18 protein-coding genes are annotated in these 20,652 nt (G+C 65.0%); 8 read left to right on the forward strand and 10 right to left on the reverse strand.

Annotated elements, in window-relative coordinates; genetic code table 11:
* Positions 1-38: 38 nt before the first annotated feature.
* Both AC3ANQ_RS03205 and AC3ANQ_RS03210 read right to left on the reverse strand, forming a co-directional pair.
* On the reverse strand, positions 39-287 hold the full coding sequence (locus AC3ANQ_RS03205) for a hypothetical protein (protein WP_488303779.1): 249 nt from the start codon (positions 285-287) through the stop codon (positions 39-41).
* Complete coding sequence (locus tag AC3ANQ_RS03210; protein WP_488305248.1) at positions 259-771, reverse strand: serine hydrolase domain-containing protein; 513 nt, start codon at positions 769-771, stop codon at positions 259-261. Before AC3ANQ_RS03210 ends, AC3ANQ_RS03205 begins: the two co-directional genes overlap by 29 nt.
* Positions 772-773: 2 nt before the next feature.
* On the opposite strand from AC3ANQ_RS03210, the gene AC3ANQ_RS03215 reads away from it, so the two are divergent.
* Positions 774-998 (forward strand): hypothetical protein, encoded by a 225-nt coding sequence (locus tag AC3ANQ_RS03215; RefSeq protein WP_488303780.1) that lies wholly within the window; start codon positions 774-776, stop codon positions 996-998.
* Between the two features lie 163 nt (positions 999-1,161).
* Here the strand turns inward: AC3ANQ_RS03215 and AC3ANQ_RS03220 are convergent, their stop codons facing one another.
* From AC3ANQ_RS03220 to AC3ANQ_RS03235, 4 genes are read right to left on the reverse strand one after another with little or no spacing between them, the layout of a single operon-like run.
* On the reverse strand, positions 1,162-1,974 hold the full coding sequence (locus AC3ANQ_RS03220) for a bifunctional allantoicase/(S)-ureidoglycine aminohydrolase (RefSeq protein WP_268025896.1): 813 nt from the start codon (positions 1,972-1,974) through the stop codon (positions 1,162-1,164).
* Between the two features lie 10 nt (positions 1,975-1,984).
* Positions 1,985-3,253: a DUF6986 family protein gene (locus tag AC3ANQ_RS03225; protein WP_488303781.1), complete on the reverse strand. Its 1,269-nt coding sequence runs from the start codon at positions 3,251-3,253 to the stop codon at positions 1,985-1,987.
* Between the two features lie 2 nt (positions 3,254-3,255).
* A complete protein-coding gene (gene aceB / locus AC3ANQ_RS03230) occupies positions 3,256-4,851 on the reverse strand; it encodes a malate synthase A (RefSeq protein ID WP_488303782.1) in 1,596 nt (531 codons plus the stop codon).
* A 25-nt stretch (positions 4,852-4,876) separates the two neighbouring features.
* Positions 4,877-6,274, reverse strand: a complete 1,398-nt coding sequence (locus AC3ANQ_RS03235) for an NAD-dependent malic enzyme (RefSeq protein WP_488303783.1) — start codon at positions 6,272-6,274, stop codon at positions 4,877-4,879.
* Between the two features lie 210 nt (positions 6,275-6,484).
* Here AC3ANQ_RS03235 and AC3ANQ_RS03240 point away from each other — a divergent pair, with 210 nt between their 5' ends.
* Entirely contained in the window at positions 6,485-7,240 is a 756-nt protein-coding gene (locus AC3ANQ_RS03240; protein ID WP_059389461.1) for an IclR family transcriptional regulator, read from the forward strand.
* A gap of 283 nt (positions 7,241-7,523) precedes the next feature.
* Here the strand turns inward: AC3ANQ_RS03240 and AC3ANQ_RS03245 are convergent, their stop codons facing one another.
* Both AC3ANQ_RS03245 and pucL read right to left on the reverse strand, forming a co-directional pair.
* A complete protein-coding gene (locus AC3ANQ_RS03245) occupies positions 7,524-9,014 on the reverse strand; it encodes a nucleobase:cation symporter-2 family protein (RefSeq protein WP_488303784.1) in 1,491 nt (496 codons plus the stop codon).
* Positions 9,015-9,045: 31 nt separating this feature from the next.
* The gene (gene pucL / locus AC3ANQ_RS03250) at positions 9,046-9,960 is read right to left on the reverse strand and encodes a factor-independent urate hydroxylase (RefSeq protein WP_488303785.1); all 915 of its coding nucleotides are present in this window, start codon (positions 9,958-9,960) and stop codon (positions 9,046-9,048) included.
* 426 nt (positions 9,961-10,386) lie between these two features.
* Between pucL and AC3ANQ_RS03255 the strand changes: the two genes are divergently transcribed.
* A complete protein-coding gene (locus AC3ANQ_RS03255) occupies positions 10,387-10,563 on the forward strand; it encodes a hypothetical protein (protein ID WP_172465634.1) in 177 nt (58 codons plus the stop codon).
* 102 nt (positions 10,564-10,665) lie between these two features.
* Here the strand turns inward: AC3ANQ_RS03255 and AC3ANQ_RS03260 are convergent, their stop codons facing one another.
* Together AC3ANQ_RS03260 and AC3ANQ_RS03265 are read right to left on the reverse strand one after the other, a co-directional pair.
* A complete protein-coding gene (locus tag AC3ANQ_RS03260) occupies positions 10,666-11,406 on the reverse strand; it encodes a DUF2510 domain-containing protein (RefSeq protein ID WP_488303786.1) in 741 nt (246 codons plus the stop codon).
* A gap of 40 nt (positions 11,407-11,446) precedes the next feature.
* Positions 11,447-12,832 carry an 8-oxoguanine deaminase gene (locus AC3ANQ_RS03265; protein ID WP_488303787.1) on the reverse strand — a complete coding sequence of 462 codons (1,386 nt, stop codon included), beginning with the start codon at positions 12,830-12,832 and terminating at the stop codon, positions 11,447-11,449.
* Positions 12,833-13,220: 388 nt separating this feature from the next.
* Between AC3ANQ_RS03265 and AC3ANQ_RS03270 the strand changes: the two genes are divergently transcribed.
* From AC3ANQ_RS03270 to AC3ANQ_RS03290, 5 genes are all read left to right on the forward strand, one after another.
* Entirely contained in the window at positions 13,221-13,715 is a 495-nt protein-coding gene (locus AC3ANQ_RS03270; RefSeq protein WP_488303788.1) for a nucleoside deaminase, read from the forward strand.
* 15 nt (positions 13,716-13,730) lie between these two features.
* The gene (locus AC3ANQ_RS03275) at positions 13,731-15,299 is read left to right on the forward strand and encodes an NCS2 family permease (RefSeq protein WP_488305249.1); all 1,569 of its coding nucleotides are present in this window, start codon (positions 13,731-13,733) and stop codon (positions 15,297-15,299) included.
* A 292-nt stretch (positions 15,300-15,591) separates the two neighbouring features.
* Positions 15,592-16,830: an XdhC family protein gene (locus tag AC3ANQ_RS03280; RefSeq protein ID WP_488303789.1), complete on the forward strand. Its 1,239-nt coding sequence runs from the start codon at positions 15,592-15,594 to the stop codon at positions 16,828-16,830.
* Positions 16,821-17,780, forward strand: a complete 960-nt coding sequence (locus AC3ANQ_RS03285) for an FAD binding domain-containing protein (protein ID WP_488303790.1) — start codon at positions 16,821-16,823, stop codon at positions 17,778-17,780. Before AC3ANQ_RS03280 ends, AC3ANQ_RS03285 begins: the two co-directional genes overlap by 10 nt.
* A 2-nt stretch (positions 17,781-17,782) precedes the next feature.
* Complete coding sequence (locus AC3ANQ_RS03290) at positions 17,783-20,620, forward strand: molybdopterin-dependent oxidoreductase (protein ID WP_488303791.1); 2,838 nt, start codon at positions 17,783-17,785, stop codon at positions 20,618-20,620.
* Positions 20,621-20,652: the final 32 nt, after the last annotated feature.

Genomic DNA, 20,652 nt, shown 5'->3' on the forward strand with positions numbered 1-20,652 from the left:
CAGACCCTAGCAGGAGGGGCATTGCTTGGTCAGCGGGTTCAGCAGAGCCCGTTCAGGGTAGTGATGGCCAGATCCCGGAGTCGCCCGGACACCGGCTGGGTGAGGGCGGCGACCATTGCGTCGTTCTCCGCCCCGGTATCAGGCGGGTAGGCGACCCCCAGGCTCAACTCGCGGGTGCCGTCCGCGCTGCTGACGCTGATGCCGCCGAAGCCCAACGTGGATCCGCCGTGGCCGTAGTAGAAGCCGTTGGTGCAGTCGTCATTCCAACGGCTGCAGGCCCAGTCCATAGTTCGCCCCGCTGATCGAGTGGTTGCGGTACCCCTGGATGATCAAGGCCAGGGCAGCGTAGTTCGCGTCCGAATAGGTGAATTGCGGGGCGAGCCGTTCCACCCAAGGCACTGTGCCTGCCAGCCGCAGGATGTCCTCCGGGCTGAAGCGGGTGTTGATGGCCTGCTTCAACGACTGGGACTTCAGCATGGGCCCGGTGGGGTCGGCCAACCCCGAGGTGTGGTTCAGCAAGGACCTGACCGTGACGGCGTCGCTTGCGTGGACAAGGGTGTTGAATTCCGGAAGGTGTTTCGAAGCAGGGTCATCGAGGCTGACTGTTCCTTCCTCCACCAGTTTGAGGAGGGAAACCGAGACCATGGACTTGGTGATTCCTCCGGCCGGTATCCTGTCCGTGACTTCGGCGGGATGCTGCGCGTCCACGTTCCGTACCCCGTAGCCCTTGGCCCACTTGTTGCCACGGATCTTGACCTCGACAAACCACAGCTGTGGCCCCTTGGCCGATCATGGCTTGGGCGAAGAACTCCAGCCCGGGCACATCTATCGCCGCCGCCCCCGTTTGCGCCGCGACGGGTGCGGAATCGGACGTGGGAGGGTACGTGCAGGCTCCTGTAGCCAGGGTCAGTGCCACGAATGAGGCCACCAAGAATCCTGCAATCGGGGAGGTGGTGCCTCCCCTGGAAGCCCGCGCAGCCTTCATGACTGCCTCCTGAAGCTACGCTGCAGGGCAAAGGCTGGGCGCCCCTGCCCCCGTAGTTTCGATCGTCCTCTTCGGAGGGGAGGGGGTCAACGCCGAAAACGCGGGTGCGGCCCGGGCGCTGCGTTGCAGAACACAGCGCCCGGGCCGCACCCACGATCCAGGCGGAAAAGCGAAGCCTAGGTCAGCTTGATCTGACGGTTGACGTCCTTGTACAGCAGGTACCGGAACGGGCCCGGACCGCCGGCGTAGCAGGCCTGTGGGCAGAAGGCGCGCAGCCACATGAAGTCGCCTGCCTCCACTTCGACCCAGTCGTTGTTGAGCAGGTACATGCCCTTGCCCTCCAGGACGTACAGGCCATGCTCCATGACGTGGGTCTCCGGGAAGGGGATCACGCCACCGGGCTGGAAAGTCACGATGTTCACGTGCATGTCGTGGGCCAGGTCATTGGGGTCTGCGAAGCGCGTGGTGGCCCAGACGCCGTTGACGTCCGGCATTTCGCCCGCTTCAACTTCCGCATCACTCGTGACGAACGACTTGGCTTCATAACCCTCAAGACGCTCGTAGGCCTTGCGGATCCAGTGGAAAGAGACGATGTCATCCGAGACGTTCTCCAGGCCCCAGTTGGAACCGGCAGCAAGGTAGGCGTAGCCGCCCTCCTCGAGCTGGTGCAGTTCCCCGTCGAGGGTCAGGTTGACCTTGCCCTTGGTGACGAAGATGACGCCTTCAACACCCGACTCAAACTCGGCCTTGGGAGCGCCGCCACCCGGGCCGATCTCGACGATCAGCTGTGAGAAAGTGGTGGCGAACCCGGAGATCGGGCGGGCAATGATCCAGGAACGCGTGTTGGAGAAGCCAGGCAGGTTGCTGGTCACAATATCGGTCAGCACGCCCTTGGGGATGACCGTGTAGGCCTCCGTGACGATTGCGCGTTCCGTGGTGAGGTGGGTCTGCGGCGGCAGGCCGCCTTGGGGATAGTAGTACTTGCCCATCATTGGATCCTTACTTGGAGGTGGTGTGCGCCAGCCGTGGGTGCGCCAGTGCGGTCAGCCGGGGGAGTTCGACGCCGGCAAGCGCCAGCACTTCTTCGGAACCTACCGCTCCGCATTGGACGCCTCGCAGGACGAAGGCTGCGAGGGCCCGGGCCGTGGCAGGTTCGTCCATGACGCCGCCTTCGGTGTGTTCCACGTAGTTGCGGAGGCGCGCCGCGGCCGCGGGCAGGCCTTCGCGGTAGAAGGCATACGTTGCGGCGAAACGGCTGGGCAGCTGGGCGGCGTGCAGATCCCAGCCCTGGTAGTAGCCGCGTTCAAGCGAGCGCCGGACCAGCCGGCCATGCAGCTTCCACGCGTTCTCCACGTTGTCGCCCACCGGGATGATGTTGGTGGAACCGTCGGAGAGCCGGATTCCTGTGCCCGCAACGGCCAATTGCATGACTTCTTTGGCGAAGTCCGCCACCGGGTGCTCCATGGACTGGTATTCCGCGGAGATCTGCAGCGAAGCCGAGTAGTCATAGGTGCCGTAGTGCAGGGCGCTGATGCGGCCAGGAACTGCGTGGGCAAGCTGGGCAACGGGGGAGGTCCCCTCCGGGCCAAGAATCAGCTGGGGTGTTTCCACCTGGACTTCGAACCGGAGCCGGCCCGCCGGAAGGGAGTGGATCTCTTCCAAGCGGGAGACGGCGAAGTCCATCGCCTGCACCTGGACCACCGTGGTGACCTTGGGCAGCGTGAGGATGAGGCCGTCGGGCAGTTCGCCGGCGGAAGCCAGAGTGGAGACGAAGAGGTCCAGGGTCTTCAGGCCGCGTGCCCTGGTGGGGGCCTCGAAGCATTTGAACCTGATGCCGATGAAAGGCGGGGCAGAGCCGGCGGCAACGGCTTCGCTGACGGCCTGGGCCGCCGCTACGGCCGCGACGTCTTCTGCCTCGTCGCCGCGGTCGCCGTACCCATCCTCGAAGTCGAGGCGCAAGTCCTCGATCGGTTCGTTGCGCAACTTGGCAGCGACACGGGTGGCGACGGCGGCAGCCAGCTCGGGCTCCTGGCCCAGCAAGGTACCGAGCCTTTCGAGACCGCCGTGGGCCTCCGCCGTCGTGATCGCCTGGGCGCCCCATTCAGCGGAGAGCGACGGCGTGAAACGGTCCGCCGGGACGTACACCGTGTGCACGGGCTGGCGGGTGCCGTCGTCGCCGGGGTAGTTCCGCTCAAGTAACTGGTCCGTGGCGGCCAGTTGGGAGTCGATGGCGGCGAGATCTGCCGCCGAGAAGGAGGAAGCGGCCATTCCTACACCAGCTCGTAGGCGGGAGTGGTGAGGAAGTCCGTGTAGTCCTCGGACAGACAGATGTCCGCGATCAGGCGGCTGGCCGGCTCGTAGAACTTCTCGAAGGACTCGGCGTCAACCTCGCTGCGCAGGCGGTCGGTCTCTTCGCCGAGGATCCGGGTGACGAGTTCGCGGGTGACTGTGTTGCCGGTGTCGGCCAGGACGGACTTGTTGCGGATCTGCTGCCACACCTGGGAACGGGAGATTTCCGCGGTGGCGGCGTCTTCCATGAGGTTGTGGATGGCGACGGCGCCGCTGCCGGAGAGCCACACGGCGGTGTACGCGACGGCGACGTAGAGGTTCAGGCGAAGCCCGGCCTCGGTCACGTGGCCACCGGCGGAGGAGATGTCAAGCAGCTGCGCGGCAGTCACGGAGACCTCGGGGCGCTGCTTGTCCAGCTGGTTCGGTTTGTCGCCCAGGACCGAGTCGAATACTTCGCGGCAGGTGGAGACGAGGTCCGGGTGGGCCACCCAGGAACCATCGAAACCGTCGTTGGCCTCGCGGGTCTTGTCCGCACGAACCTTCTCGAAGGCCTGGGCCGTGACTTCGGGCTCGCGGCGGTTCGGGATGACGGCAGCCATGCCACCCATGGCGAAGGCGCCGCGCTTGTGGCAGGTCTTGACCAGGAGTTCCGTGTAGGCGCGCATGAACGGAGCCGTCATGACCACGGACGCGCGGTCCGGCAGGATGAAGGACTCACCGGCGTCGCGGAAGTACTTCACGATGCTGAAGAGGTAATCCCAACGGCCAGCGTTCAGGCCGGAAGCGTGGTCACGCAGTTCGTAGAGGAACTCGTCCATTTCGAACGCGGCCGGGATGGTTTCGATCAGCATCGTGGCTCGGACGCTGCCCTGCGGGATGCCGAGGTAGTCCTGGGCGAAGACGAAGATGTCGTTCCACAGGCGCGCCTCGAGGTGGCTTTCCATCTTGGGCAGGTAGTAGTACGGACCTTGGCCGTTGAGCAGGAGTTGCTTGGCCACGTGGAAGAAGTGCAGGCCGAAGTCCACCAGCGCGCCCACGGTGGGTTCGCCGTCGAGCAGCAAGTGCCGTTCGTCCATGTGCCAACCGCGCGGGCGGGCGACGACGACGGCGAGTGGCGCATCCGTGCGGAGCCGGTATTCCTTGCCCTCGGGGGAGGTGTAGCTCAGGGTGCCCTGAGCGGCGTCGCGGAGGTTGAGGATGGCGTCGATGACGTTGGCCCACGTGGGGGTGCTGGCGTCCTCGAGGTCGGCGAGCCATACCTTGGCGCCGGAATTCAGGGCGTTGATGGCCATCTTGGCCGGGGAGGCCGGGCCGGTCATCTCGACCCGGCGATCCCGCAGGGCCGCGGGTGCTTCGGCAACCTTCCAGTCGCCGTCGCGGATGTCCTGGGTTTCCGGGAGGAAGTCGAGGCCGCCGGTGCGGGCCACTTCTTCGCGCTTGGAGACCCGCGCCGCCAAGAGTTCGGTGCGGGTGCCGGCGAAGCGGCGGTGCAATTCCTCCACGAAGGCCAACGCCTTGGGAGTCAGGATCTCCTCGGCGCGTTCGATCGGCCGGGGGTCTGTGACTGTGAGAGCCATGGGTGGTCCTTTCCTAGGGAGCGCCCTAGCGGGCTGCGGATGCTGCGTTTGCTGCGTTTGCTACGGCTGCGGCGACGTCGGCGGCAACATGGGGGTCGAAGACGCTGGGGATGATGTAGCTCGCATTCAGTTCATCATCCGCAACCCGGTTGGCGATAGCCTCTGCGGCGGCCACGAGCATTTCCGGGATGATGTCCGATGCTCCGGCGTCGAGCAGTCCGCGGAAGAAACCCGGGAAGGCCAGTACGTTGTTGATCTGGTTGGGGAAGTCGCTCCGGCCGGTGGCAACCACCGCGGCGTGCTTGGACGCAATCACCGGGTCGATTTCCGGGGTGGGGTTGGCCATCGCGAACACGATCGCGTTCCCGGCCATCGAAGCCACCTGCTCTTCGCCGATCACGTGCGGAGCGCTGACTCCGATGAACACGTCGGCACCCTTGAGTGCTTCGTGCAGCGTGCCGGAGAAGCCGGCTTCGTTGGTGTTCGCGGCAATCCAGGAACGGTGCTCGTCGTCGTACTTTTCGCCCGAGTGGATGGCACCGGAACGCCCGGCCGCGACGATGTGCTGCGCGCCCTGGGCCTTGAGGAGCTGAATGATGGCAGATCCCGCAGCGCCGACGCCGGAGACCACGATCTTGACCTCGGAGAGCTTCTTGTCCACTACACGCAGGGCGTTGACGAGGGCTGCGAGGGTGACGATTGCTGTTCCGTGCTGGTCGTCGTGGAAGACGGGGATGTCCAGCTCGTCGCGGAGCCGCTTCTCGATTTCGAAGCAGCGCGGTGCGGCGATGTCTTCAAGGTTGATGCCGCCGTAGACCGGAGCCATGGCCTTGGCGATCATGATGATTTCTTCAGTGTCCTGGGTGTCCAGGCAGACCGGCCAGGCGTCGACGTTGGCAAACTGCTTGAACAGGGCGGCCTTGCCTTCCATGACAGGCAGGGCTGCGGCCGGGCCGATGTTGCCCAGGCCAAGGACGGCCGAACCGTCGGTGAGGACGGCGATCGTGTTCCGCTTGACCGTCAGGTTGCGGGCTGCGGCCGGGTCCTCGGCGATGGCGAGGCAGACGCGTGCGACGCCGGGGGTGTAGGCGCGCGAGAGATCGTCGCGGTTGCGCAGGGCTACCTTCGGGACGACCTCGAGCTTGCCGCCCAGGTGCATGAGGAAGGTGCGGTCCGAGACGTGCTGGACCTTGACGCCGTCGAGCGCGTTGAGGGCGTCCTTGACGCGGTTGGCGTGGTCTTCGTCCGTGGTGTTGCAGGTGACGTCAACAACCAGGGTGTCGTGGTGCGATTCGGTCACATCCAGCGCGGTGACGGCTGCACCGGCCGCGGCGACGGCCGCGGCCAGCTCGCTTGTGGCAGTGAAGCTTGACGGCGCGGCGACGCGCAGGGTGATCGAATTTCCGGGGCTCGGGTTCGCCATTGAATTTCCTCCTCGTGCAGGCCCGCAGCGGGCCTCCGCTCAAACCGAATGTTTTCGTATTATGGATATTATTATCTACAAAGTGGAAACACAAGCCCTAGCTGAGGCGCAAGCATTCCGGCGTCGCGTGCTGTATCTTGAGTGTTCTAAGCAACTCTTTTCACGATGCGGATAAGAGTTGTCGGATTCCGAGCCATAGGAGACAACGGAATGGCTGAAAAGCCCTCGGGAGGCGTGCAGTCCGTCGAGCGCGTCTTCGAACTGCTGGAACTCATCACCGACGCCGGCGGAGACGTCACGTTGAGCGAACTGTCGTCGTCGACAGACCTGCCGCTCCCCACCATCCACCGTCTGCTGCGCACTTTGGTGTCCCTCGGCTACATCCGACAACTGCCAAATCGTCGCTACGCGCTGGGTCCCCGGCTTATCCGGCTTGGCGAGGGCGCCAACAAGCAGCTCGGCGCCTTGGCCCGTCCCCAGCTGAAGTCGCTCGTCGACCGGCTCGGCGAGACGTCCAACATGGCCGTGCTGGACTCCGACATGGTCATCTACGTTGCCCAGGTTCCGTCCCTGCACTCCATGCGCATGTTCACCGAGGTGGGCCGCCGCGCCCATACGCACGACACCGGCGTAGGCAAGGCCATCCTGGCCCAGTTGGACGACGAGGTGGTTCGCGGAATCGTGGCCCGCACGGGTATGCCCACCCCCACCGCCAAAAGCATCGGGGACATCGATTCACTCCTCGCCGATTTGAACCGAATCCGCGAACGTGGTTACTCGATCGATGAGGAAGAGCAGGAGATCGGCGTCCGTTGCTTCGCGATGGCCGTCCCGAACGCTCCGACGCCCACGGCCATTTCCGTTTCCGGGCCGGTGTCCCGCGTGGACCAGCACTTCGCCGACCGCGCCGTGCCGCTCCTGCGCGAAGCCGCCCTCGCGATCTCGGCCGAGCTGAACCAGAACTAGTCGGCTACCGACGCTCTCTCACGTTTGTCGGGTTTCCGGTGGACGCTCTCTCACGTTTGTCGGGTTTCCGGTGGACGCTCGCTCACGTTTAACGCCAAAATGGCGAACGCTCAAGCACATCTTGTGCACGAGCGTTCGGCCGGGGGCGCTCTATCTGCAGGAGCATTCGCCAAAAAGGCGTTAGAAGTGAGCGTGCGTCGTGCGGGACTTGCGCGATCTGGCAGGCGTTGCCCCTTTGCCTGAAAAAAGAGGGGCAACGCCTGCCAGTTCGGCGCAGAAGCCGTTAGTGCTCGGCTGCGGTGGACGACGTGAGCGGCACTTCCTTGCCCTCGACGTCGATCAATTTGCCGTTCTCGAACCGGTCGCCGTTCGCGAGGCACGCAATGTCCGCTTCGGTGACCACGCGTCCCGTGCCTGCCACGAACACCGACTGGTTGTCCGAGTTCCCGGCCTTGAGGTGGTTGAAGAGCATGTTCAAGAGGATGGCCATGATGGCGGCCGAGCTGATGCCCGAGTGGAAGATGGTGGAGAACCAGGGCGGGAACTGGTCGTAGAACTTCGGAGCGGCGATCGGGATCATGCCGAAGCCGATGGAAGCCGCCACGACAATCAGGTTCATGTTGTTGCGGTACTCAACTTTGGAGAGCGTCCGGATGCCGCTGGCGGCCACAGTTCCAAAGAGTACGACGCCGGCGCCGCCCAGGACGGGCGTCGGAACCGCTGCGACCACCCGCCCGAGGACCGGCAGCACGCCGAGGACCACTAGGATGAGTCCGCCCGCGCTGACCACGAAGCGGCTCTTGATGCCTGTGATGGCCACGAGACCGACGTTCTGGGCGAAGGCGCTCTGAGTGAAAGAGTTGAAGAGCGGCGAGATGGCGCTTGAGAGCATGTCCGCACGCAGGCCGTTGCCGATGCGCTTGGAATCTACCTTGGTGCCCACGATCTCGCCGACGGCGATGATGTCCGCCGAGGTCTCAGTCAGGGTGACCAGGATGACGATCAGCATCGAAACAATGGAGGCGATTTCGAAGGTGGGTGCGCCGAAGGCGAACGGAGTGGGGAAGGCAACGATCGGACCCTGGCCGACCTTGGAGAAATCAGCCATTCCCGTGGCGAGGGCGATGACGGTCCCGATAGCCATGGCGAGGAGGATGGACAGCCGGGAGATGGCCGCGTTGCCGATCTTGCTGAGGAGCAGGACGATGCCCATGGTGGCCGCGGCGAGGCCGATGTTCGCCATGCTGCCGTAGTTGGGTGCTGCGCTGTTGCCGCCCATGGCCCAGTTGGCTGCGACGGGCATGAGGGTCAACCCGATGGTGGTAATGACGGTACCTGTGACTACAGGCGGGAAGAATTTGATGATCTTGGAGAAGAGGGGAGTGATCACCAGGCCGATCAAGGACGCCACGATGACCGAACCAAACACCGCCTGGATTCCGCCGCCACCGTGGACGATCGCCACCATAGTGGAAACGCCCGCGAAGGACACCCCCTGGACTAGCGGCAGTTGCGATCCGAAGAACGGGATGCCGATGGTCTGCAGAATGGTGGCGAGGCCGCCGACGAACAGGCAGGCCGCGATCAGGAGGCCGATGTCCTGCGAGGACATGCCCGCGGCGGCTCCGATGATGAGCGGCGGGGCGATGATGCCGCCGTACATGGTCAAAACGTGCTGGAAGCCGTACGCGAACGTGCTCCCGATCGAGAGGCGCTGGTCCTCGGGCCGGGTTGGCCCGGACTCTGCGGGGCGGGTTTTCTTCTTGGTGTTCATGGCAGACTTTCTTGGTTCATGGCCTGGCGGCTTAGCAGAAGCCAGCGACGCCGTTCCAGGCGGCCGGGGCCGGCTTGGTGTCGTCGCGCTGGACCGTGGCTTCGATCAGGCCATACGGGCGGTCGGCGGCGAAGAAGACCTCGTTGGGGTTGTCGAGGCCGAACGGGCTGAGGTCCACCAGGAAGTGGTGCTTGTTGGGCATGGAGAACTTGATCTCATCAACTTCGCTGTGGGCCTCGAGGACCTTCTTGCCCATGTCGAACAGTGTCTGCTGCAAGGCGTGGGAGTAGTTCTCCGTGAAACCCTCAAGGAGCAGGGCCTTGATGTCCTCGTAGCTCTTGTTGAAGTCGGTCCCGGCAACGTCGAGCCCGGTGCTGTAACGCCAGCGGGCCGAGACGTCGGTGGCGAGGATGCGGTCCGTGGTCTCGGGCAGCGTGGTGTACCGGTCGCGCGGGTAGCCGACGAAGCCGGAATGGGTGGTCTTGAGGACGGTCAGGTCCTTGAGGCCGGAAATGACGTGCGTGGTGTTGCCTTCGCGGACCACGACGGCGGTGCGGACTTCCTGCCCCTTGCGGACAAAGCTGTGGTCGTGTTCGGATCCGTGGGCCCGGATGCGGTCCCAGGTGTAGGCCTCGGCTTCCCAGCGGCCGCCCGTGACCCACTCGAATCCCGAAGTGAAGTGTTCGCTGAGGCGGAGGAGGAAGGCTTCGGGGGAGCCGATGCCGTCACGGGCGAAGGCATAGATGGTGTTCTTCTGGGTGTCCGTGGCGACGACGTGCGCGTTGTCGCCCTGGAGGTGCGCAGCCTGGAAGTCGCCACGCAATTGTGAGGTGACGTTCAGGTCTTCGATCTGGTGGCGGTCGGTGTCGCGGGTGACTTTGACGACGCGGACTTCTGCCTTGCCGTACTGGTTGTCGCCGAGGACGATGTTGTTGCTCATGGTCATATCCCAACTTCTACGAGGTGGAACCACAAAGGTCCACCAATGAAATTAAGCGCGTGTTTCAAACGCGTTTCTGGTGGAGCCGACCCAACAAAAAAGAGCCGGCATCCGTTGATGCCAGCTCATTACGACCCTGCCTGCTGCTCCCAGGTTACGTGACCTGCGCCACGAATTGAAAAAAGCGTAGCCCACGTTTGCCAGTGGTGTACATCACTTCCGGAGAATCGTTATCTACTTTTCGATTGTGACCGACGGCGGCCGGCGGCGGGGGCGTGGTCCCGCGGGCACCCCTTGACGCGGTTTGGGGATCCCTTCTATCATTTCCATACAACAGAAAATGTTTTCCAAGATGCGGAAATGTATGAGGACCTAATGAAGGGCCCTGACGCATCACTACGGAGAACTTGAGCGCATGAAATAGGAGGACAGATGGACTCGCAGGATAAGAACAACGTCGTGGAATTCCCGGCGCCCGGCCAGGAGCTGTACCTGCCGTTCGGCGCTACGGATCCTGACTTCTACATTCCGGCCGACTGTGACCGCACGCCCGGGACATTCTCCCGTTGGCTGCGTGCCCTTCCGGTATTCGGCCGGCAGCGTTCCTAGGGCTCTTGCCCCTGGGGATGAAGGACTCTGCGCAACAGAGCCAAAAGGCGGGCGGCACCTGGGGAGGTGCCGCCCGCCACTTTGTGTATCCGGGAGGGGAGCCTACATCGGTAGGGTGCTGGCTATGCTCGAAAAGATCATGCCCGCTTTGATGCCCACCACAATGAAGCTCAGTGCAGTTAGGCCAATCAGTGCCCAGATCGGTGCGAGTCCGCGCTGCGGTGCAACCTTGTGGACGATCACGGAACGGCCTACCACGTAGACTCCGGCGCCTAAGAATGCCCATGCCCAGTGGAAGGGGCGCACTACCCCGTCCCTCTGCAGCTTTTGCCAGTCAAGATAGGACAGGAGAACGCTGACCCCGTAGATGAGCCAACCCGAAGCTATGAGCAGAAAATATGGGACGCTGAACATCGAGGTCGGATCGAGGGTTGGTACGCGCCTGGCGCCCACATACCGCAGGTGGAAGACCGGATTCCAGATCATCAGAATAATCAGCGTGATCACCGGCAGTAGCGTGACGAGCCAAATGAACGGGTTGTAGACCGGGGTCTGCCCGCTGATTTCCGGGCGCGGAGCGGGCCGTGGCGGACCAACGTATTGCCCGGGCTGTGCCGCTGCCGGCCACGGGGCTCCGGCCGGCGCCGGCTGGACCGGCTGCCCGGCCGCAGGCCACGAGCCTCCGGGCTGACCGGTTCCTGCCTGGCCCTGAGCAGCCTGGGCCGGTGGGTTCCACGCGGTTCCGGTCCAAGCATTACCGTCCCACCACCGTAGTTGCCCGGAGCCCGAGGGGTCCGGGTACCAACCTGGAGGAGTCGGCATGTTGTGTTGGGGGACGGTCATGATTTGCCTCCTGATCTACGACCTAATCGAGAGGCTACTCTTAACCCCTGATGATTTTCTGTGCGGCGGCTGAGTGTTTGGCTATAAGTTCCGGGATGTCCAGCTCCGGGATTTGTCCGTCCACAACGCGCCACTGGCCGCCCACCATGACGCGGTCGGCTCGGTCCGCTGCGCAGAGCAACAATGCCGCGATGGGATCATGGCTGCCGGAGAAGCGCAGCCCGTCTGGCTTGAACAAGGCGAGGTCTGCCTGCATCCCGGGAGCAATCTGGCCGATGTCCGTGCGGCCCAGCGCTGCCGCGGATCCCCGCGTCGCCCAGCCGAGGGCGCGCTCCACGGGGACGTCCGCACCGTAGCGCAGCCGCTGCAGATACAACGCTTGCCGCGCTTCGAGGATCATGTTGGAGGCGTCGTTCGACGCCGAGCCGTCCACTCCCAGCCCAACGGGAACCCCGGCCGCCTCGAGTTCCAGCACCCGTGCGGTGCCGGACGCGAGCCGCATGTTCGACGTCGGGCAGTGCGCGACGGCGGTGCCCGCGGCACCCAGCCGGGCAATCTCGTCGTCGTCGAAATGGATGCCGTGGCCAAGCCAGGTGCGCTTCCCGAGCCAGCCGACGCTTTCCAGATAATCCACGGTGCGCAGCCCGAACATCTCGCGGCAGAAATCTTCCTCGTCGATGGTTTCGGCGAGGTGGGTGTGGAGCCGGACGTCCAGCCGATCGGCCATGGCCGCGCTCTCGGCCATCAGCTCCCGCGTCACCGAGAACGGCGAACAGGGAGCCAAGGCAATCTGGATGACCGCCCCGTCGCCCCGTTCGTGGTACTTTCCGATCAACCGTTCGCTGTCCGCGAGGATCACCTCCGGGCTCTGCACGGTGGATCGCGGCGGCAGGCCGCCGTCGTCCTCGCCCAGCGTCATGGACCCGCGGGTGAGCGTGGCGCGCATGCCGAGGTCACGCACGACGCCGACCTCGACGTCGATCGCGTCCTCAAGTCCCGCAGGGAAGAGGTAGTGGTGGTCAGCTGCCGTGGTGCAGCCGGACAGCAGGAGTTCCGCGAGCGCTACTTTCACGGCAAGTTCGAGGCTGTCCGGGGTGAGGCGCGCCCAGACGGGGTAGAGGTTCTGCAGCCACGGGAACAGGGGAGCGTTGGCCACCGGACCCCAGGCGCGGGTGAGCGTTTGGTAGAAGTGGTGGTGCGTGTTGATGAGCCCGGGCAGCAGGACGTGGCTGCCGGCGTCGAAGACTCGATTGCAGGGTGCGGAAGGTTGCTTTCCCGCTGGGACGAGCTCGGCGATTTTCCCGTCGCTGACAACGATGCCGCCGCCGGCGTCGAGCCCGTTGGCGGTGAACACTGCGAGGGGATTCTTGATCCAGAGTCTGGAGGGTGCCGGGGCTACCGGCTGAAAATCGGGTTTCGGAGACACTGGAATCCTTGTCTGGTCGGCGTAGTTGCGTTCCAGCTCAGTGGGTCCTGTCTGCTGATCCAGGTTCCGGCGGGCCTGCCCTGCCGATGGCACCCAGCGTAGGACTCCCCGCTGAAGCGAGTCAATGTGACCGACGGCCCAACCCCGCCCGGCGCCGACCCCACAGTCGAATTTCACATGTCGAAACTTTTTTTCCAGAAACTATGGCGCGGCTCACATCTCCGGTGCTAATCTCAATTTGCCAAAGGCGGGCACCCGGACTCCGGGAAGCTATCTACCAGGCGAAACCTTCAAAAGCACATGCTGAAGCCTGGTAATCGCAGCACTGGTCTGTCTTGTTCAGATGCCTCCCTGGTTACAGGCTTCCTCAGCACTAAGGAAGTCGCACATGAGTACCACCGTCACGGCCGAACGTTTCTTGGCCACCTCCATTGAGCTGGCAACAGCCAATGTCCTCAACAGCGGCGGGCCGTTCGGCGCCGTCATTGTCACCGCGGATGGCCGCGCCTTCGAAGGCGTGAACAGGGTCACCGCAACCAACGACCCCACGGCCCACGCCGAGGTCACCGCCATCCGCAATGCCTGCCGCGAGCTCGGCACCTTCGATCTCAGCGGAGCCACCCTTTACACGAGCTGCGAGCCATGCCCCATGTGCCTGGCCTCGGCTCTCTGGGCACGCATCGGCAACGTGGTTTTCGCAGCAGACCGGCACGACGCCGCCTCCGTTGGCTTCGACGACGCCGTCTTCTACGAATACTTCGAGAACGAAGACCGGGACAAGCTCATGTCGGTCACCAAGCTGGAACTGGGCGACCCCCAGGCGCCGGCCATCCTGGAACCGTTCAACACCTGGAACACGCTTGACTCCAGGATTGACTACTAGGGCCCGGTGGCTGAAATGACAATCCTGGACCCCGCAGACATGCGAACAGCAACTGAAAAGCAGGCTGCGCCCTTGGGCGCAGGGCAGACAGCGGCAAGCGAGAAGTACACGGCAACCGGACTGGCACGGGGCAGCAGCCCCAGGCCACCGGCGTCGAACTCCTTCCTGGATCGTTTCTTCCAGATCACCAAGCGTGGCTCCACGCTGGCCCGCGAATTCCGCGGCGGCATTGTCACGTTCTTCACGATGGCCTACATCGTCATCCTCAACCCCCTGATTCTGGGCGGATTCTCTGCCCAGAACGCACCCACGGACGTGGCCGGCGGATGGTTGTCGGCAGCGCAGGTGGGGGCCGTCACTGGCCTGACCGCCGGCGTCATGACGGTCCTCTTCGGCCTCATCGCGAACCTGCCGTTCGGGCTCGCTGCGGGCTTGGGAATCAACTCGTTCCTGGCAGTCGCCGTCATCCATGAAGTCACTTGGCCGGAAGCCATGGGCCTGGTGGTCATCAACGGCATCCTGATTGTCCTGTTCGGCGCCACAGGTGCCCGGACCGCGATCTTCAAGGCCGTCCCGAAGGAACTCAAGGCCGCCATCACCGTCGGCATCGGCCTGTTCATCGCCTTCATCGGCTTCGTCGACTCCGGCTTCGTCCGCGCCACAAAAGGTGGACCGCCGGTACAACTCGGCACGGATGGTTCCATCACCTCCATCCCCACGCTTGTATTCATCGTCGGTCTACTGGTCATGGGAATCCTCGTGGCCCGCAAGATCCAGGGCGGCCTCCTGATCGGAATCGTCGCCACCACGGTCCTCGCCGCCGTCGTCGAGGCCGTCATGCACATCGGGCCTGGCAGCGCCGCCAATCCCGGTGGCTGGCACCTCAACACCCCGGTTCTGTCCGGCCAGCTGGTTTCCGCCCCGGACTTCAGCCTGGTGGGCCACTTCGACCTCTTCGGCTCGTTCTCGAGGATCGGCGGCCTTGCGGCCACGATGCTGGTGTTCACCCTCGTGTTCACCAACTTCTTCGACGCCATGGGCACCATGACCGGCCTCGCCAAGAGCGCCGGCGTGGCATACAAGGACGGGACTTTCCCCAAGCTCAAGTCGGCCTTCATCGTCGAAGGCCTGGGCGCGGTAGCCGGCGGCGCGACGTCGGGCTCGTCCAACACCGTGTACATCGACTCCGCTGCCGGTATTGGCGAAGGCGCCCGCACCGGCCTGGCTTCGGTGGTTACTGGACTGCTGTTCCTGGGCTCGATGTTCCTGACCCCGCTCACCAGCGTGGTTCCGCTCGAGGTCGCAGCCTCGGCGCTGGTGGTGGTGGGAGCCATGATGATGGCGCAGATCCGCGAGATCAAGTTCTCCAAGTTCTCCGTGGCCCTGCCGGCCTTCCTGACCATCGTCACCATGCCGCTGACTTACTCCATCGCCAACGGCATCGGTGTCGGGTTCATCTCCTGGGCCGTGATCCATGCGGCATCGGGCAAGGGCAAGAAGGTCCATCCGCTCATGTGGGTGGTGACCGTGGGCTTCCTGATCTACTTTGCCCGCGGGCCGATCAGCGCGCTGATGGGAGCGTAGCCGGCCGTTGAGACGGCGGTCCGGCCGCCAAGTCACCGCAATGAATAGGCGTCCGCCGATCGTCCTCCGCCCGCATAGCGCGGACGACGACGGCGGGCGGCGGTGAGGTGCGGCCGCTCCGCTAAGGACCGGGGTGGGAAATGAGAGGCCCGCCCCGGTCCTCTTCACGCAACGGGCTGCTTGTTTACCCGAAGCTCTCCTGTACAGACGCAAGGAATGAGAATATGAGGCAAGATCGCACACTGCCCCGGGCGGGCCTCCGGTCCGGGACCTCGGTAAAGGAAGTGTTGCCATGCTGGATTTGATGCCTTCGCTGGGCACCTGGCGGCCCGCGGTCTCTGGCGAGCGATGCGCAGTCGCCACCATCGTGGCCGCCGGAGGCTCCGTGCCCCGGCCCCTCGGCACGTCCATGCTGGTCTCCGAACACGGCGATGTTCTCGGCAGCCTCTCCGGAGGGTGCGTGGAAGGTGCCGTGGTGGAGGCCGCGCTTGAGGCAATGCGCGACGGCGGCAGTCGCCTTGAGTCGTTCGGCTACAGCGCCGAGGACGCGTTCGCCGTCGGGCTCACCTGTGGCGGCGAACTGGAAGTCCATATCCAGCCGACCGGGGCAGCCGGGTTGGACTTGGCTGTCTTGAACGCCGCTGGCGGAGGGTTGAACACCGCGAGCGGCTGGCCGTCCTCCATGGCACTCATCCGCAGGCTCGATACTGCGGGAGGCGCCGTCGTCGTTCCTGATCCGGCGGTTTTTTCCGCCGCGGGTTCGCTGGAACTTTCAGACCTCCTGGGCGGGGATGCCGGCGTGATTCGCGCGGCCGCAGCTCAGCTCGAGCCCCTCTTGCATGGTGGCCGCGCAGGGCTGGTCCAGCTGGCGCCGGCCGAAGGATGCGGGACCGTACCGGAACCCGGACCCATTACCCTCTTCGTGGAAAGCCGCTTGCCCGCGGCCCGCATGCTCATCTTTGGCGCCAACGACTTCGGCGCCGCGCTGCTCCCTGCCGGGAAGCTCCTGGGCTACGACGTCACTTTGTGCGATGCCCGTCCCGCGTTTTCGAGCCAGGGCCGTTTCCTCGGCGCCGATCAACTCGTCACCGATTGGCCGCACCGCTACCTTGCCGCCGAGTCAGCCGCCGGCCGGATCGATTCCCGCACCGTGGTGTGCGTGCTGACCCATGATCCCAAGTTCGATATTCCCCTGCTGGAAACCGCCCTTGCTTTGGATCTTGCCTACGTGGGCGCCATGGGTTCCAGGCGCAGCCACCGGCAGCGGATCGACGGACTGCTGGCCAACGGCACCCAGGCCGAGGCGCTCGCGCGGCTTCATTCGCCCATTGGGCTGGACCTTGGTGCGGTCACGCCGGCTGAAGTTGCGGTGTCCATTACGGCCGAGATCCTCGCGTCCCGCGCGGCCCAAGCCACGTCCGGCTGGGGTTCGCTCAAGGACGGCACAGGACCGATTCATCACAGCACTTCCGAAACCCGCACTTCTGATCACAGCACTCCAGAACAAAGCAAGGTGACCCCATGGACATGAACACCATCGAGTCCGTGGTTGCCACCACGGATCCAGGCCAGTGGCGCGACGGCGACGCCTGGCTTGCCGGCGGCACTGTCCTCTTCTCCTATGGCAGTCCGGTCGGCAGCGAAGAACCGCTCAAGCGCTTGCTCGACCTGGGCCAAGCAGGCTGGCAGTCCGTGACCGTGAGCGACGCCGGCATAGAGCTTGCCGCCACCTGCACTGTTGCCGAGCTCTACACGCTCCCGGTTTCGGACGCCGTGGCCGGCCGGGACTGGCCCGGCCTTGATGTCTTCCGCCCATGCTGCGACTCTTTCGTGGCTTCCTTCAAGGTGTGGAACATGTCCACCGTGGGCGGCAACGTGTGCACTTCACTCCCCGCCGGGCCCATGATTTCGCTGTGCGCCGGCCTCGACGCCACGGCCACCATCCTTGGCCGGCACGGCAGCAGCCGCACTGTCCCGGTGGCGGAGTTCGTCACCGGGGACGGGAAAAACTCCTTGGCACCTGGCGAGCTCCTCCGCAGTATCCAGCTGCCGGCGTCGGCTCTGTCCGCGCGGGTGGCCTTCCGCCGGCTCTCGCTGAGCAACCTCGGGCGATCAGGGGTACTGCTAATCGGAAGGCTCGACGCCGATGGCAGCCTGGTCCTCACCGTCACCGCCGCGACCAAGCGGCCCGTGCAGCTGCGGTTCGCCGCCGCCCAGATGCTCGACGCAGGCCAGCTGGCCGCAGCCGTCGAGCATTCGATCCCTCCGGAGCTGTACCACGACGACATCCACGGGCTCCCGGAATGGCGTCGCGACATGACGTTTCGCCTTGCCGAGGAGATCCGCGTGGAACTGCTCGACCCGGCTGGACCCGGAGGGCCGTTTGCGGTCTCGGGCGATTTCTGGCCACCGCATGCCACCTCACAACAACCGTCCACCCAGCCCGCGTTGAGCGACACAGCACAGCAGAAGGAGGCCTGAGCATGGCAATCGAGATCAACGGAACCGCCACCGAGGCCGCACCCCGCCCGGGCCAGTGCCTGCGGACATTCCTGCGCGAACATGGCAACTTCGGCGTCAAGAAGGGGTGCGACGGCGGCGACTGCGGTGCCTGCACCGTCCACGTGGACGGCACGCCTGTGCACAGTTGCATCTACCCGGCCGTCCGCGCCGAGGGGCATTCGGTCACCACTATCGAGGGGCTGTCCAGCGGGGGAGAGCTGCATCCTGTGCAGCAGCAGTTCCTGGAAAACCAGGGCTTCCAATGCGGCTTCTGCACAGCGGGCATGATGATGACCGCCGCGACCTTCGACGACGAACAGAAGGCCAACCTCCCGCGCAGCCTCAAGGGAAACCTGTGCCGCTGCACCGGTTACCGCTCTATCGCGGACGCTGTGTGCGGCAGTCACACCCACGCTCCCGACGCCGGCGCCGCCGCTCGGTCCGGCGCGGCAGTAAGTTCCGGCCCGGAAGTAAAAAACATGGGCCAGCTCGGCGACGACGTTCCCGCCCCGGCGGGTCGCGCCGTCGTCACGGGCACTGCCCGCTACACGCTCGACGTCCCCGCGGAACAACTCCCTGGGCTGCTACACCTCAAACTGCTGCGCTCGCCGCACGCGCACGCCCGGATTGTTTCGATCGACACGACGGCGGCCCTCCAGGTACCGGGAGTCGTCGCCGTGTTCACGCATGAGGACGCGCCGGCTCGGTTGTTCTCGACCGCCCAGCACGAGCTCTACACCGATGATCCCGACGACACCCGGGTCCTCGACAATGTGGTGCGATTCATCGGCCAGCGGGTTGCCGCCGTCGTCGCCGAATCGATGGGCGCAGCGGAAGCCGGGGCGCGGGCCATCAAGGTGGAGTATCAACTCCTCGACGCGGTCTTCTCGCCGCAGGAGGCGTTGCGGCCCGGCGCCCCCGCGATCCACCGGGAGAAGGATGCGGAAACGGCCCGGATTTCCCGCCCGCAGAACAACGTCGTGGCAGAGGTCCATTCCGAGCTGGGGAACGTGGAGGCCGGGTTTGCAGCGGCCGATTTCATCCATGAGAACACGTACCAAACCCAACGGGTGCAGCATGTCGCGATGGAAACCCATTGCTCCATCGCGTGGCTGGAACCCTCCGAAAGGCCCGGGGAGGACAGGCTGGTGGTGCGTTCCTCGAGCCAAGTGCCGTTCCTTGCCCGGCGCACCCTGGCCCGAGTGTTCGATCTCCCGGAAGACCGCATCCGCGTGGTGGCCGGCCGGGTTGGCGGTGGGTTCGGCGGCAAGCAGGAAGTGCTCACCGAGGACCTCGTGGCCATGGCGGCCCTCAAGCTGCGCCGGCCTGTGCAGGTGGAGTTCACCCGCACCGAGCAATTCACCGCCACCACCACACGCCACCCCTTCACCATCAAGGTCAAAGCCGGGACTACCCGGGACGGGCACCTGACGGCGATCCAGCTGGACGTGGTCACCAACACGGGCGCCTACGGAAACCACGCACCCGGAGTGATGTTCCACGGTTGCGGCGAATCCTTGGCCGTCTACAAATGCGCCAACAAGAAGGTGGATGCCCAGGCTGTTTACACCAACACCGTCCCGGCTGGCGCCTTCCGCGGCTACGGACTGAGCCAGATGATCTTCGCGATCGAATCGGCCGTGGACGAGCTCGCCGTCGGAATCGGCATGGATCCCTTGGACTTCCGGCTCAAGAACATGGTCCGGCCGGGCGATGACATGCTTTCGACGAATCCGGAGCCGGAAGAGGACGTCTTCTACGGCAGTTACGGCCTGGACCAGTGCGTGGCTTTGGTCCGGGACGCCCTCGAGCGGGGCGAGAAGCGCTACCGGGACGCCGGCCTCGACAACTTCGGCCCGGGGTGGGCCACCGGTGTCGGTTCCGCGCTGTCCATGATCGACACCGTCCCGCCTCGCGGCCACTTCGCCCACACGCGCCTTAGGCTCCTGCCGGACGGCACGTTCGACGCCGCCGTCGGGACCGCCGAATTCGGCAACGGCACCACCACGGTCCACGCCCAACTGGCTGCGACCGCCTTGTCCACCACGGCGTCGAAGGTGGCCGTGCGCCAGTCCGACACGGACCTCGTGGAGCACGATACAGGCGCCTTTGGCTCAGCGGGCACGGTTGTGGCGGGGCAGGCCACCTTGCTCGCGGCACAGGAGCTGGCGCTCCGGATCCGGGCTGCGGCGGCCGCTTTCGCCGTTGTTCCGGAGGCGGATTGCGTGCTCGAGGACGGTGCGGTGCGCTGCGGCTCGCAGGTCCTGACGCTCGCCGAGATGTACGACGCCGCACAGCAGCAGGGCGTGGAACTCGCCGCAGAGGGCCGCTGGGGCGGAACACCGCGTTCGGTCGCCTTCAACGTTCACGGATTCCGAGTCGCTGTGAACACCGGAACGGGGGAGCTGCGGATCCTGCAGAGCGTACAGGCAGCCGATGCCGGCGTCGTGGTCAATCCGCGGCAGTGCCGCGGCCAGGTGGAAGGCGGAATCGCGCAGGCGCTCGGCGTTGCGCTGTATGAGGAAGTCCGCGTGAACGACGCCGGGCGGGTCACCACGGACATCCTGCGGCAGTACCACATCCCGTCCTTCGCGGACGTGCCGCGCAGCGAGGTCTACTTCGCGAAAACGAACGATCGGATGGGGCCGCTCGGTGCGAAGTCCATGAGCGAGAGCCCGTTCAACCCCGTCGCGCCCGCACTCGCCAACGCCATCCGGAACGCTACGGGAGTGAGGTTCGCAGAGCTCCCCATCGCTCGGGACAAGATCTACCTGGCGCTCAAGGATGCCGCCGCCACCACCCAACTGGCTCGCATTTAATGCCGTTTTGAGCCCGCATTACGGCATCTACT

It is taken from the genome of Arthrobacter sp. DMZ02-1R, assembly GCF_057747935.1.